The 14942-nt window shown below is 43.3% G+C and carries 15 protein-coding genes; 8 read left to right on the top strand and 7 right to left on the bottom strand.

Translation table 11 applies throughout. From position 1 onward, the window contains the following. Positions 1–3: 3 nt before the first annotated feature. A complete protein-coding gene (locus OGH69_RS14805) occupies positions 4–774 on the bottom strand; it encodes a hypothetical protein (RefSeq protein WP_265175264.1) in 771 nt (256 codons plus the stop codon). A gap of 682 nt (positions 775–1456) precedes the next feature. On the opposite strand from OGH69_RS14805, the gene OGH69_RS14800 reads away from it, so the two are divergent. Genes OGH69_RS14800 through OGH69_RS14765 form a run of 8 tightly spaced genes read left to right on the top strand, consistent with a single transcriptional unit; the run spans position 1457 to position 6689 of the window. After that, on the top strand, positions 1457–1906 hold the full coding sequence (locus OGH69_RS14800) for a single-stranded DNA-binding protein (RefSeq protein WP_265175263.1): 450 nt from the start codon (positions 1457–1459) through the stop codon (positions 1904–1906). 28 nt (positions 1907–1934) lie between these two features. Further along, positions 1935–2978, top strand: a complete 1044-nt coding sequence (locus OGH69_RS14795; protein WP_265175262.1) for a DUF932 domain-containing protein — start codon at positions 1935–1937, stop codon at positions 2976–2978. A gap of 48 nt (positions 2979–3026) precedes the next feature. Further along, the gene (locus tag OGH69_RS14790; RefSeq protein WP_265175261.1) at positions 3027–3215 is read left to right on the top strand and encodes a hypothetical protein; all 189 of its coding nucleotides are present in this window, start codon (positions 3027–3029) and stop codon (positions 3213–3215) included. 6 nt (positions 3216–3221) lie between these two features. After that, a complete protein-coding gene (locus OGH69_RS14785; RefSeq protein WP_265175260.1) occupies positions 3222–3860 on the top strand; it encodes a prtrc system protein e in 639 nt (212 codons plus the stop codon). After that, positions 3814–4032, top strand: coding sequence for a PRTRC system protein C (locus OGH69_RS14780; protein ID WP_265175259.1), 219 nt, complete (start codon positions 3814–3816; stop codon positions 4030–4032). Before OGH69_RS14785 ends, OGH69_RS14780 begins: the two co-directional genes overlap by 47 nt. A 14-nt stretch (positions 4033–4046) precedes the next feature. Then, positions 4047–5234: a hypothetical protein gene (locus OGH69_RS14775; RefSeq protein WP_265175258.1), complete on the top strand. Its 1188-nt coding sequence runs from the start codon at positions 4047–4049 to the stop codon at positions 5232–5234. After that, a complete protein-coding gene (locus tag OGH69_RS14770; RefSeq protein ID WP_265175257.1) occupies positions 5203–5904 on the top strand; it encodes a PRTRC system protein B in 702 nt (233 codons plus the stop codon). Before OGH69_RS14775 ends, OGH69_RS14770 begins: the two co-directional genes overlap by 32 nt. Next, on the top strand, positions 5904–6689 hold the full coding sequence (locus OGH69_RS14765; RefSeq protein WP_265175256.1) for a PRTRC system ThiF family protein: 786 nt from the start codon (positions 5904–5906) through the stop codon (positions 6687–6689). The genes OGH69_RS14770 and OGH69_RS14765 overlap by 1 nt, the downstream gene beginning before the upstream one ends. A gap of 264 nt (positions 6690–6953) precedes the next feature. Here OGH69_RS14765 and OGH69_RS14760 read toward each other — a convergent pair whose 3' ends face one another. The 6 genes from OGH69_RS14760 to traN all read right to left on the bottom strand — a co-directional run bounded on the left by OGH69_RS14760 (position 6954) and on the right by traN (position 14941). Next, positions 6954–8762 (bottom strand): UvrD-helicase domain-containing protein, encoded by a 1809-nt coding sequence (locus OGH69_RS14760; RefSeq protein ID WP_265175255.1) that lies wholly within the window; start codon positions 8760–8762, stop codon positions 6954–6956. A gap of 1 nt (position 8763) precedes the next feature. Beyond that, the gene (locus tag OGH69_RS14755) at positions 8764–10764 is read right to left on the bottom strand and encodes an ATP-dependent nuclease (protein ID WP_265175254.1); all 2001 of its coding nucleotides are present in this window, start codon (positions 10762–10764) and stop codon (positions 8764–8766) included. A 319-nt stretch (positions 10765–11083) separates the two neighbouring features. Further along, complete coding sequence (locus OGH69_RS14750; protein WP_265175253.1) at positions 11084–12247, bottom strand: IS3 family transposase; 1164 nt, start codon at positions 12245–12247, stop codon at positions 11084–11086. Positions 12248–12277: 30 nt separating this feature from the next. After that, the gene (locus OGH69_RS14745) at positions 12278–13384 is read right to left on the bottom strand and encodes an IS3 family transposase (protein WP_265175252.1); all 1107 of its coding nucleotides are present in this window, start codon (positions 13382–13384) and stop codon (positions 12278–12280) included. 119 nt (positions 13385–13503) lie between these two features. Beyond that, a complete protein-coding gene (locus OGH69_RS14740; protein WP_265175251.1) occupies positions 13504–13764 on the bottom strand; it encodes a hypothetical protein in 261 nt (86 codons plus the stop codon). A 286-nt stretch (positions 13765–14050) separates the two neighbouring features. After that, positions 14051–14941: a conjugative transposon protein TraN gene (traN, locus tag OGH69_RS14735; protein WP_265175250.1), complete on the bottom strand. Its 891-nt coding sequence runs from the start codon at positions 14939–14941 to the stop codon at positions 14051–14053. Between the last annotated feature and the right edge of the window lies 1 nt (position 14942).

The following is a 14942-nucleotide window of genomic DNA, read 5'->3' as shown; positions in this document are numbered from 1 at the left end:
ACATTACTTACTTTTTAAACCTGAAAGAGCTGAAACAATATCTTTTGCCAAAGGTGCCATCATCCCACCAAAGAATGATAAGCCAATTGCAGGTAGTATAGGGACATTTAAAGAAAGTAGCAGACCCATAAGCAGGCAAGCACAAGCAAATACAGCTAAGTATTGATTTTTTCGCGCCCAATTATATTCAAGCTGGGTTTGCAATGCATCAAGTTTCCGTGCAATGAAATGATCAATCCTTGCACGGGCTTTCGTGGCTGCTTGAAGTTGCAGATCAAATTCAGGATTGCTAATGTCATTATTGGAAACCTTTGTCTTTGAAAGTATAAAACTAGACCAAATTTGAGCATCAGTTGGTGTCTCATTGGTATCTCTGTAACCGCTGCCTCCTGTTTCCCTGGCTGCAGCTTCAGATTGCGGTGATCCTGTTATAAAAGCATATAAATGGGGATACATGTCAGGATAGTCAATAGCTACGTTTGTCGCAGCCTGGATTTGAGCCATCATTTTATCAGTTGGCTGGTCGAACAGCGCATTGGCAGAGTCAATGTTGGCGACAGTCAAAATTAATAGTTCTTCAAATTGAGATTGGTTGCCAACCCAAAATCTTACCCGCGATTTGTGAAAATTCAGTTTCCATTTTAATATGGTTTTAAACATTTCAAGAAATGTCATAGTAATTGTCGCCACAGTGGCCAAAACAACAGCATAAGATAAAATATTCCCTATAAAGTTATCTACCAAGGGCGGGAGCTTTCCAATAATTTCGTTCATAGTAAAGTGTTTAATGATGTTATTTATTAGGATATTGTAATATGTATTATAATATATTGTTTAGATAATCATAAGAATTCCACGTTTAAATTACTTTAATATTTGCACTTCTTGGTTGCCTACTTATATATCTTATCTGCTAACCCTGTCTTGCTTCGAAGTGTCATAATACACAACCAAAAAAGTCTATCCCTTACATAAGTTAAAGCAACTTTTTTGCAGCAAAAAAGTTTGATTATCAGTAAGATATTTCACAAAGATATAATATTAGCATCTTGTGTAATATACCTATCACTAGGTATTTACATCAACTTTATTTGTTAAAAGTATCTATTATTAATTAATAACGCGTAAAACTACCTGTTTTAATCTATTAGGTAAAGTGACGGGAACTTTTCCCAAGATAAACCGGTAAAAGGCAGCTAATGTATTGCGGGTAAAGCCAGTGGTAAAAGCAAAAGACTACGGCATAATGGCTTTGCTCGCCCACTCACAAACCCACCCCGCGGGACTTATTCCGTTTCCTTTTGTTTTCCCGCTTTACCCGCACTGTTTATCTGCTTTCTTTTTCCGGTTTTCTTTTGGGAAAAAGTTATGCGGAGCGCAAGCGAGGCAGGACTGTAACAGATTGGAGGACTGGCAGAAGATATAAAAGGATTGTATCATTTAAATAAGGACGATTATGACAATTATCGGAAGAGTGACAAGGGATGCGGAAGTGCGCAACCTGTCAAACAACAAAAGTGTAGTGAGCTTTTCAGTAGCCGTGAACCACGACTACAAAGCCAAAAACGGGGAACGTGTAACCCAAACGGAATTTTTTGACTGTGCCTACTGGTTTTCTACAGGCGTAGCGCAGTACCTGACCAAGGGCAGCCTTGTAGAACTCGCAGGGCGTGTGTCTGCACGTGCGTGGATGGGCAACGATGGGCAGCCTAAAGCGGGGCTGAATTTCAACACCACCGACATTAAACTGCATGGGAGCAGCAACAAAGCTGAAACGCAGGCAGGACAGCCACAAACTGAAAAACAGGCACAGCCTGTAAACCAAACCGCAGCAGGCGCAGCACCCGTGTACGAAGCCGAAGTAGTACCCAATGGTACAGCCCCTGACGATGACCTCCCATTTTAAAACCGTTTAACCTTTAAATTATAATATCATGGCACATAATATAAATTTCAATGAAGCAACAGGGCAACACGCCTTTATGAGCGTAAAACAGCCCGCATGGCACGGATTGGGGCAGATTGTAGAAAACTACCCGACAAGCCGCGAAGCGATAGCCTTTGCAGGCTTGGACTACGAAGTAACTAAAGCCCCGATTTTCGCAAGGGGTGCAGGTGATTTCGACACCTACCCCGTACCCGACCAGTTCGCCACCATGCGAACCGACACCAAAGCCGTTTTTGGCGTGGTAGGCAAGGATTACCAAATCGTGCAGAATACTGATGCGTTTGCTTTTTTCGATGCTATTGTAGGCGGTGGCGAGGGCATACTATACGAAACCGCAGGCGCACTCGGTAGCGGGGAACGGATTTTTATTACCGCCAAGTTGCCCGGCTATATCCGTGTGGGCAACGGCGATGACGTAACACAAAAGTATATTTTCCTGACCACCTCCCACGATGGCAGCGGAAGCATTACCGCAGCCTTTACGCCTGTGCGTATCGTGTGCCAAAACACGCTTAACGCTGCGCTGCGCAATGCGACCAATGTAGTACGCATACGCCACACCGCAGGGGCTAAAGAACGTTTGGAACAGGCGCACAAAGTGATGGGCGTTGCCGATACCCTGTCGTTACAATTAGAGGGCATCTTTAACCAGTGGGCAAACGTACGTATTGAAGATAAACAGGTAAAGCAACTGATACAGTTGGCACTCTGCCCGAATAAAGAAACCTACAACCTTTTAAAGAAAGGGGCTACCGAGGAACTTTCGACCATGTACAAAAATGCCTGCGATGCTGCCTTCGAGTATGCAATGGCGGACGATACCCAAACGATGGCGACCACTAAAGGCACCTTGTTTGGCGCTTACAATGCCGTTACGGGCTACTACCAAAATGTGCGCAGCTTTAAAACGGGTGAGGACAAATTAAAAAGCATCTGTTTGGGCGGTACAGCGCAGGCACGGGGGCAAAAAGCCTTTGACCTGTGCGGGTGCTTTGCCAAAACTGGGGCGGATGCCCTGCAATTCAACTGATAGTTAACCGCAGCCCTGTTTTGCGGGGCTGCTTAAAAATGTATTGTTATGAGCGTATTAGCACAAACCACAGAACGCAAGGCAGTAACCACCTTAAAAAAAGTGCTGCCAATTATGGAAAGGCTTGATTATGTCGCCATGAGCGCAGCCGATGCCTTTGACATAGCAACCGCCCTGAACCTGATTAAAAGGGTAATCGAAAGCAATCCCGAACCGAAACGTAACCCCAAAAAATAAAACGTTATGCCAGTTACAAATTTTTTCGCCCATATCGCAGCCATCCCGTTCGAGGGCTGCCTGAACATTACCATAAGAAAGCACGGCGAGCAACTGACCACCTCCGTGCTGCTGCAAAATGACGGTTGCGGGGATGCCGCCAAAAACCATATACCGCCCCTGATACTAAAGGGCAGCGCAAAGGAATTGTGTGAGGGCTTCTTTGATGCCATTAGCATACCGCTAACTGAAACCTCCAAACTGCTCGTGAACATGGAGCAGTACCTTAAAGGGCAGGAAACCGCCAGGAAAAATGCAGCGATGGAAAAGAAGAAAACCGAAAAGGCGGACAAAGCCGATAAACCTGACAAGCCCACCACGCCCGAAGAAATCAAAGAAATGAAATACAAAGTGATTATGGCGGGAGTCGATAAACTCGAAGCAGCAGGCAAATACAGGGAAGCATGGATAAAAGTGCCACAGGCTTCCGAGTTCCCCGACAAAGCCGAGGAAATGCGCAACCGCAGGGCAAGCCTGTCGGCTAAATTCAGCCCCGACCTGTTTAGGACTGAACAGCCTGCCACAGCAGTAAACAATGTTGAACCTAAAACCGAGCAAGATGCTACAGACCACACTGATGCCGAGGGTATTCCTGATGAAGGATAAGGGCAATGAAAGTGCCCTTACTGACCCCGACCCAAAATGGAGCGTAGAAGCCGTGATGCATTTCTATGCGAATACCTACCCGAGCCTGACCACCGCAAAAGCGGTAGGGCCTGAAATTACCAATGATACTGTACAGTACCGTTTTGAAACCACGATGGGGACAAAAGGATAACTAAACCTAATGTTATGGATTATGCAAAAGATACTAACGGGGCAGTTACGGCTGCCCCAAAACAAAAGGCAAAAGCTACTGCACAAAAATGCAGGCGAGTTCCTGATAAACCTGCAGCGCAGGAAAGACACCGCCGAAGTGCTTGCCGACCGCCCGAGGTCAGCCCCTGCGAGGCTGCTGCCTATGGTTTTCTGAAAACCCGTTTTCTGCCCCACTACACGGGGCAGGCAGTCGCAGGCGGTAACGGGAAAGACAGTTTTTATCGCAGCTTCGCACTGCTGTGCAACCATTATGGTATAAACCCTGTTGACACCAAAGGGTATGCCTATCCCTATGGCAGGGAAGTTGCCCTGTACGAAGCAGGCAGGCTGCTCAACGAAAAGTATCCGCAGCATATTGAAATGGAAGTGTTGGAAGATAACGGAAATTTCATAGTGCAGGCAACTGAAACGTGCTATACGGGCAATACCTTATTTTACATTCCCGTGCTACCCGTGTATTACATGATGCAGGATAAGAAACACCGAAAAGCAGCACGGTTGCTGCTCTGTATTTTCAGCTACTTGTACCACGCAGCAAACATTCCTTATTACACAGAAGATAGCTTCCTGTATTGGCAGTACGAGATGGTATCGGAATGGGTAACAGGTGACCCCGATGACTGGGAACAGAAAGATTATTACGACTATGTAAGCCAGTTACGGGCTGCCCTGCATTACGGTGAAACAATGCTGCGCAGGTTGTGGAATTCCATACACCTTGAACGCTTCGGTGAGTGGCTAAAAGCCTTTACGCCTTGTGATGATTTGGACATGGAATGCCACGCCATAGCCCAAAAATTTTACGCCCTGTGGCAGCATTATCCTGAAACCTCAATTTATACGCATGCTGACACAAGCTGCCTGCCTGATTTCGAGGATGACGGATATGATGATTACGAATGTATTACAATGGAAAAATACATCGGTTTTGTCGCCTGTACTGATGGGTGGCTGTATGAAAACGTACAACAGTCGGTTAACGCCTACTTTAATGAAAGCGTGTCAAAACAGGAGCCTGTCCTGAAACGCTATTTTGACTGGCAACCGCAGGACACAGACAACCTTGATTTTGAATGCCGCCTGTTCCCGCTTTTAAATGAATTGTGCTACCTCTTAAACAACTATGATTATGGCAACGAACGTACAACTTTACCATCCTAAAGCCGCCCTTGTGGTATTTACCACAAATGGTTTTACTGCCCCTTATATCGAATATTACGATATGGATGAAGCGGGTTGCCCTATAAACCCACACCCGCTTACGGTCAGGGAAGCGCAAAGCCTAGCCAAAGCCCTAGATACCCGTGAGCAGGCAGGCAAGGCTTTCCTGCGCCCCGAGGGCATACTGCCTGATAATATGCTGCACCTTGACCCGTCCGATAACGGCAGTGTGGTATGGTACACCAAGCCCCAACGGCAAACACTGTACTTTGCCGAAAGCCTTGGATTGGAAAACGGCACGGTTGCCCTGCCTGCATTGGTGTGGAAAGCCAATAAAAAAGAGCTGCAAATCTTTGCGCTTATAGGCACAGCCAAACCCAAAGCCGAAACCCCTTTACATTATGCTCCATTCTTTAACCTCTACCAAAAAGGCTATGTTTGTATGGGTAATGTCAATGTTGCCATAAAATCCGCTGCCAGCTTGGAGGAGTTTATTAACGCATGGCAGGGGTATTTTTTTGAAAGCTATTTTTCGCACCACATCAATGACCACAACCCCGTAGCAGTTAACCTGTTTAACCTTTACAAGGAACTGATGGCAGACCCTGAAAAAAAATTTCCGACCGATACCCTAAGACCTACACCGCTAACCCTTAAAAACCTGTTGTAATGGAAACGAAATTAAAAGCCCACTTTATAGCCCCCGAACTATTAAATCCCACCAATCCTATAAGCGTGTGCCTTATCGGGGCAGGCGGTACAGGCTCACAGGTGCTGACCGCACTGGCACGGATGTCACACAGCCTGCAACAGCTGGGGCATGCAGGCTTTCAGGTCAGTCTTTGGGATGATGATGTAATTACCGATGCCAACCGTGGCAGGCAATTATTTGCCGAGGGTGAAGTGGGTTTATCCAAAGCCACAGCCCTAATTACACGTACCAACCGCTTTTTCGGCACGGCATGGAAAGCCATTGAAAAACCTTTTACTCCTGATATTGCCACAGGCAGGAATACAATTTATATTTCCTGCGTGGACAGTGCAGCGGCACGGTTCGTGATAGCCGAAGTATTAAATGATTTGGATTTAAGCTCCCACCGAGCCGATACGCCCCGATATTGGATGGATTTTGGCAACAGCAAAGACACAGGGCAGGTTGTTCTCTCAACCATTGGCAACATCAAACAACCTTCATCGGATAAGTTTGTGCCTGTGGGCAGCCTGCCACAGGTTACGGCAGAATATGCCGAACTGCTCAGGCAGGGTGACAGCGAAGACCTGCCAAGCTGTTCCCTTGCCGAAGCACTCGAAAAGCAGGACTTGTTTATCAACTCCGTACTGGCGCAGATGGGGTGCAGCCTTCTGTGGCAGTTCATAAGACAGGGGCTGACCCTTGAGAGGGGCTTCTTTGTGAATTTGGGGAATTTTCGCAGCCAACCGTTACCGGTTGGCTGATTATTCCGCACCCCGGCGCAAAAAGGCAATCCCTCCCTGTGGTCGGGAACGCCTTTTTGCGGTTTGGAAGCGGATGCGCCCTCACGGTAACAGCATCGGGGAAACCCCTGCTGCATTTACCGTGAGGGCGCGTATTTTGTCACCAGATATATCAGATATCTCTGCATTTGAACACTAATCGTTTAGGTTGATCACCTCACTTTATAAACAGTTAAACGACTTACTATAGGGTGTTTAACAATTCAACAGTTTCATTATCTCCGACTACTTTTGTAAGAGGGCAGCCCAAATCGCCTTATCGGATTCCGGCACGACCATTTTTACTATCTTTTTCGGTCTGGAAAGTCCAACATAAAGAATGCGCTTTTCTTCACGATCTTTAGCTGTAAGGCCTTCGTCCGGAGTTTCTAAAATGGTTTGGTAATTCTTCTGGGAAGCTTTTCTTCCCAGTAGCATCAATACTGCTTCGAAAGTCTTACCTTTAACAGAATGCACCGTACCAAAATAAAAAGGATGTAACCTGTCGCTATTACTATCCTCTGCAAAGTAATGGTCAATAAGTACGTGTCCGAACTGGTCTGCAATAGCTAGTGTGAAAGTATATCCCATAGCCAATAACGACTGATTGGCTTGGTTTGTCCATGCAGCAATTGTAACACCTTGAGTCGAGGGGAGACAGGAGATAAATTTAAAAACCTTTTCCCTATGTGCTCTTAAACCTACTCTGTCCACAAGGTCACTGACAAATATTTGGGTACAGTGAAATGGCCTATTGCCACCACTGTTTAAAGCCTCTAACAATGATTTTTCCATAAACTTATACCCCTCTGCAAAATTACCGTGTTCATAAAGATGCTTTCCCTTTATAGCCGACCTTACATGGTAATTATTTGCAATCCAAGGGCTTTCTCCAAAAACCGGTTCCTTCTTTCCAAGTCCAAGATATTTTCCATTTGATGAACCGCGATAAAGTACAGCAACACTCTCTTTGTCAATCGTTATATTTGCCTCACGGCATTGATCGAGAAAGGCACTTAGGGTAAGGGTAAAACTCTGTATACTTTCCTCTTCTGTTACTACCTTGGGATCTTTTTTTGTTGCCTTCTTAATTATCCGATAACTTAGTATTTCAGGTACTGCAGGATAATCGTGGATACCTTCTGCCACGGCTGTTATATGGTCAAAGGATGACAGATTCTTAAAAAAATTACAGATAAGCTGTGAACTCCTTCGGTTTTGGTCAAGCACGATTTTTTCCCAGGCATTGAATTTAGCATCAAAAAGTTCGGGCTTCGCATCATTCCATTCAAATATGGACTGGTCGCGGTCTCCAACAAGCATTATGTTGTGACATCCTGCTTCATATAAAAGGTCTATTATTGCCATTTGCACCTCTGTAGTATCCTGGCATTCATCGATCAGCAGGTGCGTAAACTTGTCGGCCAGGTTCCGCCTGATTAAAGGGTATTTCTGTAATATTCTCAAGGAAATATAATTGGCATCGGCCTGATTCGCATAACCTCTTTTAAATAAAGCCTGCTTTGATTTAATTATGTTTGCGATATTGCCATTCACGCTTCCGTTCTTGTTGTGATAATTCCAAGTAAAATGAAATGCCTGGTAAGGCGCAAGAGGTATTAACTCTCCTACAAGGTTAAAGGATGTTTTATCAAAATACTGGTCATAGTCCAGTGCATACCGCTTCATGTTCCAATGACCATGGGGTTCCCCAATCAATTCCGGACGCGATGGGCAACCCATTACCAGGTGACCAAAAGGCAAAAACACGAATGTATTTAAGAAACTGTCAATCGTACCCAAAAAATGAGGATGCATCAGGGGTATGTGCGTATTGAACTCACTCGCCAGTTTATCTTCAATTTCAAAGATAGCGGTATTGGTAAAGGAGGTAATTCCAAGGCGGATGTCCTTTCCCTGGCTGTCCCGTAATAATTTTGAGATGCGGGCAGCAATCGAGTACGTTTTGCCACTTCCAGGACATGCTTTTACGACAACTGCACCATCTGCGAAGTTTAGCACTTTTTGCTGATTTTCTGATAAGTGACCGTACATATTACAGTGATTTGTCGATTACCCATTTAATGGCATTTTGAAGATAAACAGGTACGCTAAAATTGGCATTCAAGGCTGGATCGCCTTCCAAGAGGTATACAAGGCTTTCGGCCAATTCAGATTTGTCCTTATTTGACTTTAACTTCTTAAGCAGATCCCTGCAAAATGAATCAATTCCATGCGCTGTGGTAACATAATTGGCGGAGTGCATCGCATTATAAGCCTGTGCAATAATAGCAGCGTTCTCTGCACTTGCAAACACTAATTCATATTCGAATGTGTTTTTGGCAAGTTCGACGTGGAGGTGATGTTTCCTTAGTGAAGCTGCCTTTGAAGCCCTCGCCGAAATAACATCATATTTGGATTGGAGAACGGCCTTAATATGAGTCTCGTGGTGTTCATAACCCGGCAGGGCATACGAACCCGCAGAGTCAAAATTTATAATCCGGTTGGAACTATCAATATGGCCTGCATTTTTTAGCTCTGCAAATATCATCGTTGCCATACTTTTAGTTATGCCCTGTCCGTCGTCTTTAAAGTCACCCTCCTTTACAATACTCCGGTCATCGTCGGTAATAAGGCTGCAATGGCTTGCAAGACGCTCCGGAAAGTTGTCGTTATTAAACAACCTTGCAAAAGCGTCAAATGCTACTCCGTTTATATTTACTATCTCAATCCCGTTCTTATCTAAATCGTACTGTTCACCCAACCGTTTTGCTAAAATAGGCAGCAGCAGGGCTTCCGAAATACCTTCAACAAGTATTACGCCACTCGCAAAAAAAAGCTGCGATTTGGTCACATCAAGAAATTTCCTCAGGTAACTCTTATTTTGCGGCGTAAGTCCAGAAATTCGGGGTGTAAAAACAGTTGTCTTGTAAGAGTCAGATTTTTGTACTATAAGTAGATTATCCAAATCCGACTTTGCGGTAATTGTCGGTGAATGCGATGTTATAAATATCTGTATTCCTAAGCCCTGCAAGGAATTCAGATAATTAAAAAAAGTATTTTGACGCTGTGGATGTAAATGTGCTTCAGGCTCTTCAATCAATAAAGCATAATAATGTTCAATCTTTTGTGCCCTCCTGCTACTAAGATCTCCTAATACGGTAGCCGCAAGAATAATATTATTCTCGCCAAGCCCGTTTTGGTCTACGTCAAAAAATTTTTGCATTTGTAAATTCGCACCGAGCACGTCAGCATTATAAACCTGCTTCCTAGTAAGAAGCCCTTTTACGATACTCTCATATTTGTACTCGAGCAATTTCAGGTGTACTTTTGATTCCCTTCTCTTTATATCAGCTTTTTCCAAATGCGAATTTATGAACGTTTGGCCCGTTCCTATCAAACCTGTCCAATCTTCATTTTGCAGCACCGCCTCAATTGCCCCTGCTAATTCTATCTTTTTCTCTGGTGTCAGTTTTACTTTTGAAGGTACGCCTGCAACATCCCTTTCATACTCTGTCATATCTTTAAACAGGGAAGTTACCTTGTTGCTTTGCGAATAGGGTCGCAATTCCTGTTCTGCATTTCGTAATGGTTCGAGGTACGAATAGTAAATTTGCTGCATTTCCTGCATATTCACGGCGGTGTCATGCCCCCCGGTGATGTTCCACCTTAATTTTTGATTACCCGATGCATCTAAGTCTATTTCGTACCGAAAATTAAGCCGCAGGCAGATGTTTGTTGTGTCAGCGGGATCCTGCCAAAGCAGCGAATGAAACAATGTACTGTCTTCAGCAGACTCAATTTTAAACTCTAACACGAACTCAATAGGCTCAGTCAGGTCGGAAATAACACTACGCTCAACATAAAAATCCTCCGGATTTCGAACGCCGATATCGCGCCATTGCCTACCAAGGCTTAAACAGATGCGCAGGGTATCTATAATAGCACTTTTACCGGCATTATTTTCACCGATAATAATGTTCACCCCTTTGTTAAATTGAATTTCAAGTTCGTGTATTGAACGAAATCTCTTAATCAGCAGTTTAGTAAGGTACATAACAGGTACGTTTTTGTGAGGTTGGTAACATACTCATAACGAATGTAATATTAAACAAAAACTTAAATATATTGTTACGAGCCATCGATTTAGTACTAATATTTTTCTCACAATAATCTAAATTGCTAATAAGAAGCATGGCTTATATCATTCGGACTTGGCCTATCGCTTTAATCCGATAAAATCTTTCAAATGTACTTTCACTATTTTGTATTGGATAAAACATACACTTTGTTTTAAAGCCTCTGAAACAACTTAAGCTGTCTAAGCGGAGCACCCCAGCAGGCAACAGCAGTATTTGATTTAGACCGCTAAAACTTCAGATCAAACTGTGTATTTTATTAAATTCTTCAATTGTCTTATAACCTAAAAAAGAGTGCCTCCGTTTTTTATTGTACCAGTTTTCAATGTAATCATATACTTCGTCTCTCATTTTTTTTCTTGTTAAAAGCGTAGTTCCATTAATTAATTCCAACTTCAACGATCTGAAAAAACTTTCGCAGACAGCATTATCATTATGATTTTGTTTGCGACTCATGCTTTGCCTGACAAACTTGTGGGCATTTATGGCCTTAGAAAACATCTTATTGGCATATTGGACACCTTTATCGGAATGAAAAATCAAATCCTCCGTAATTTTCCTGTTACTAACCGCCATTTCCCAAGCAGGCAAGGTAGTTTCTTTAGTGGTCATTCCATTACTCAGGCTCCACCCAATAATTTTTCTGTCAAACAGGTCCATAATTATAGTAAGATATACAAAGCCTCTGACCGTTTGAATGTAAGTAATGTCCGAAACCCAGGCTTTGGCAGGCGCATCAACAACAAATTTCCTATTTAAAACATTTGGAAATATATAATGGTTGTGATTGGAATCGGTGGTCGGTTGATATTTCCTTTTAGTCTTACTGCGGAGGCCAAGCATCTTCATATAAAGGGTTACCTGTGAACTCTGTATCCTAAAGCCCCGCTTATGAAGCTCTTTTGTAATTTTTCCGCATCCATAGGTTTGTTTATGTTCATTAAATATGGATACAATTTCCTGTTTAATTAAAATTATTCGGGATTCCGTATCGGACAGTTCCTGCTTTTTTCTCCGGTAATAGGTAGTCCGCGACACGCCCAATACAGCACACATCTTTAAAATTGAAAATTTACTCTTATTCGCTTCAATAAATTCTTTGGTTGCAATTTTTCCCTGAATGACAGGTCCGGTGCCTTTTTTCAAAATTTCCAAAGCAATTTCAGAATCTTTAATTTTGTTTTCGAGTTCAATTACTACAGATTGGTTGGGCGTTAATTTTAAGTAACCCGGTCCACAAAAGCTTCCTGCCCCATATTTTACAAAGTCCTGCCGCCATCTGTTAAGGCAACTTGGCGTAATTCCAAGTTCGCGTTCAATAATAAGAATTTGTCCCTTGCCTCGTTCATAACTTAATTTAACGGCATACTCCTTAAAAGCACGGTCATATTTTTTTATCATCTGAAAGGTGTTGATTTTTACCCGATGTGTTTATTTGGAATAATTTCCGGAGAAGGCTATCAATGCTTCTTCGATTTGCTCTTTTGTCACAGCATTGCCTGATTGTGAAAGTTCGGACTTAAAGGAATTAAAAAAGTTCTTTGGTACAGCATTATCCAAATATTTTCCCTTACGGCTCATACTCCTCGTGACACATTTATAAGAGTCCAGTTTACGGGTAAATAGTTTATTGGCATATTGCGGCCCACGGTCGGTATGAAACACTAATTTTTGCTCTATTTTGCGCCCCTGAACTGCCATTTCCCAGGCGGGTAGCGACGTTTCTTTTATTGTCCGTCCCTCACTAAGGCTCCATCCAATTACTCTCACGTCAAATAAATCCATAATAATTGTTAGGAATAAAAGCCCTGTTACTGTTTGAATGCCCGTTATAGCCGAGACCCAAACCTGATCAGGTTTTTCAGCGTTAAATTGCCGGTTTAGAATGTTAGGGAAAATACAGGGATTGTAAGGAATAAATAATGAACTATACTTCGATTTATTGCTGGTACTCAGCTTACTCACAAGGCCTAGCTTCTTCATATAAAATGTAACCTGAGCTGGTGATAATTTAATGCCCCGGCTTTTCAATTCTTCCGAAATCCTTATGTTGCCATACCGCTCCTTATATTCATAGAAGACAGCTGTTACTTCTTGTTCCAACAAAAGGCTCTGTCGTTGCCTTGGAGACTTTGCCTGGCTCTTCCATTTATGATACGTGCCCGTTAATATCCCCAAAGCTTTACACATTTTCCATAATGGGTACTTGTCCAAATTGTCCTCAATAAAGTGGAAGATCATAGGTTTCCCCCCAACGATATGTTTACTTGCCTTCTTAAAAATTTCAACCTGTAGCTCTGAATCCCTGAGTCTTTTTTCAAGCTTTCTTTTTTGTTCAGAAAATCTTCTTTGCTCAGGATTCCTGATTATTTTTTCGCAAAAACTTTCTTCCCCAAATTTTTTATAGGCCTCATACCATCTATAAACGATCGCATGCGCTAGGCCAAGTTCTTTAGCAGCTTTAAAACGATTCGTTGCATGTACCAGTTGTATTGCTTTCTTTTTAAAATCGCAATCGTATACTTTGTGTTTTTCCATTTATGAAAACTCGAATTTAGTATAAGCAGTTGTCATATGTTAAGGGCTTGCTGGTAGCATTTTCAATTTTTACTTATTTACCTCGTGACTCACAACCGCACGGGAATTGATGTCCAATTTTATTGATCGCATTGCTGCTCTTTCCAGGTCCGGTAACCCTCAAAAAGTTCCGCGATACCTTCAAATTCAATGAAAGCGATCAACTCCTGTCTGCATTTAGTTTTAAAACCTTTGAAACAGGTAATTTTTTGCAATGGGATTGCACTTAGTTCAGCAACCGAGGAAACCTCAACCATTTCAAAAAAGGAGAGCATCCTCTGGCTGAATGAAAATTTACTTTCAGAAAGCTTCATGTGAAGTTTAGATACAGTATATGCCATGGCCTGATCTTTAAATGGTAACCAATGCGGTAAGTGGCATTGACAGGCCAAAAAAATAGGCGCAGGCAACCACACTTACGGACACTGAGGCACTGGTATACCTAGACTTCGCATAAGCGAGCGCCCACGCCGTAGCATGAGCGTCTCTACTTAGCCTCGAAGTCTTTAAAAATTACCAGTTTTCAGTGACGAGACTTAAAAGCAAAAACACTTTAAGATTTTCAATATTTACACAAAGATAGCAACCTTTGACAAGATGTGCAATGCTACACCGGTGATTGCCTACTTAGAATTTCAGCCGGAGCTTTGTCAGGGGCTCTGCCTTTAAAAGGTCGGCATTCCTGACTTTTAGCCGCTGCCCGCGCCCGCCATTCTTCTCGACCATTTCGATTTCCAGTACCTGCCCCTTGGTTAAGGTAAAGACATCCAGCAGGTACACATTCCTTTCTTTACTGTGGCCTTCAACAGTAAGGAGTGGCTTGTACAAACGCAGCGGTTCCAGGGTACGTTCCTGGACTACGGTGCGCTTGGCCACCTTGCGGTCAACAATAGCGAAGCGTATAAAATCCGGCGTAAAGGGAACATGTGTGGTATTTTCAGTCTGGATATGGAAATAGTACTTGCCTCCATGTATATAGATGCCCCGCAGTGAGAAAGTAATACCATAACCTTCGGATTTGGCTTTCAACTGCCTTGCATTCTTGTTATAGAGCGCCTCCATTAGTAGACCTGTCAGCGTTGCCGGCGTTGTGCCGAGCGATTCAAATCGTATGTCAGCAGCCTCTTTCCTTGAAGATGACCGCATACCTTTAGAAAGGTTATGGCCCAAGATCACCGGATGGTCGCTATAGCACACGTCAAAGCTGTAGAACTGCCCATCTTCTGTAATTACAGAGAAATTGCATTCGGTTGGAAAGCCGGCTACTGCCGCTTTCACGCGCAGTACGTTATCTGCATCTTCCGCCTTCCCCGCGACAATATTGTCGCTGCCCATATCCACATACCGGATGCCGGAGGGAAAAATAATATGGGAGGTCTTCTCATAGGTTACTTCTATGGCATAGGGCTCCACTTTCCCTAAGGCAATCACCTCATCAGGGTGTACCTGTGCCTGCGTGTTATATGTGATACCGCATAGCAGTACAAGCATTGCGATGGTAAACTGTTGTATTTTCATT

Origin of the sequence: Flavobacterium sp. MFBS3-15 (genome assembly GCF_026107645.2) — a bacterium.
Classification (GTDB): Bacteria; Bacteroidota; Bacteroidia; order Flavobacteriales; family Flavobacteriaceae; genus Flavobacterium.
Note: the sequence above shows the minus strand (reverse complement) of the source record. Positions and strands in the feature narration are given on the sequence as shown.

Coding starts and splice junctions, on each gene's coding strand:
- OGH69_RS14805 (WP_265175264.1), bottom strand. CDS start 774: ATGAACGAAATTATTGGAAAGCTCCCGCCCTTGGTAGATAACTTTATA.
- OGH69_RS14800 (WP_265175263.1), top strand. CDS start 1,457: ATGACAATTATCGGAAGAGTGACAAGGGATGCGGAAGTGCGCAACCTG.
- OGH69_RS14795 (WP_265175262.1), top strand. CDS start 1,935: ATGGCACATAATATAAATTTCAATGAAGCAACAGGGCAACACGCCTTT.
- OGH69_RS14790 (WP_265175261.1), top strand. CDS start 3,027: ATGAGCGTATTAGCACAAACCACAGAACGCAAGGCAGTAACCACCTTA.
- OGH69_RS14785 (WP_265175260.1), top strand. CDS start 3,222: ATGCCAGTTACAAATTTTTTCGCCCATATCGCAGCCATCCCGTTCGAG.
- OGH69_RS14780 (WP_265175259.1), top strand. CDS start 3,814: ATGCTACAGACCACACTGATGCCGAGGGTATTCCTGATGAAGGATAAG.
- OGH69_RS14775 (WP_265175258.1), top strand. CDS start 4,047: ATGGATTATGCAAAAGATACTAACGGGGCAGTTACGGCTGCCCCAAAA.
- OGH69_RS14770 (WP_265175257.1), top strand. CDS start 5,203: ATGGCAACGAACGTACAACTTTACCATCCTAAAGCCGCCCTTGTGGTA.
- OGH69_RS14765 (WP_265175256.1), top strand. CDS start 5,904: ATGGAAACGAAATTAAAAGCCCACTTTATAGCCCCCGAACTATTAAAT.
- OGH69_RS14760 (WP_265175255.1), bottom strand. CDS start 8,762: ATGTACGGTCACTTATCAGAAAATCAGCAAAAAGTGCTAAACTTCGCA.
- OGH69_RS14755 (WP_265175254.1), bottom strand. CDS start 10,764: ATGTACCTTACTAAACTGCTGATTAAGAGATTTCGTTCAATACACGAA.
- OGH69_RS14750 (WP_265175253.1), bottom strand. CDS start 12,247: ATGATAAAAAAATATGACCGTGCTTTTAAGGAGTATGCCGTTAAATTA.
- OGH69_RS14745 (WP_265175252.1), bottom strand. CDS start 13,384: ATGGAAAAACACAAAGTATACGATTGCGATTTTAAAAAGAAAGCAATA.
- OGH69_RS14740 (WP_265175251.1), bottom strand. CDS start 13,764: ATGGCATATACTGTATCTAAACTTCACATGAAGCTTTCTGAAAGTAAA.
- traN (WP_265175250.1), bottom strand. CDS start 14,941: ATGAAAATACAACAGTTTACCATCGCAATGCTTGTACTGCTATGCGGT.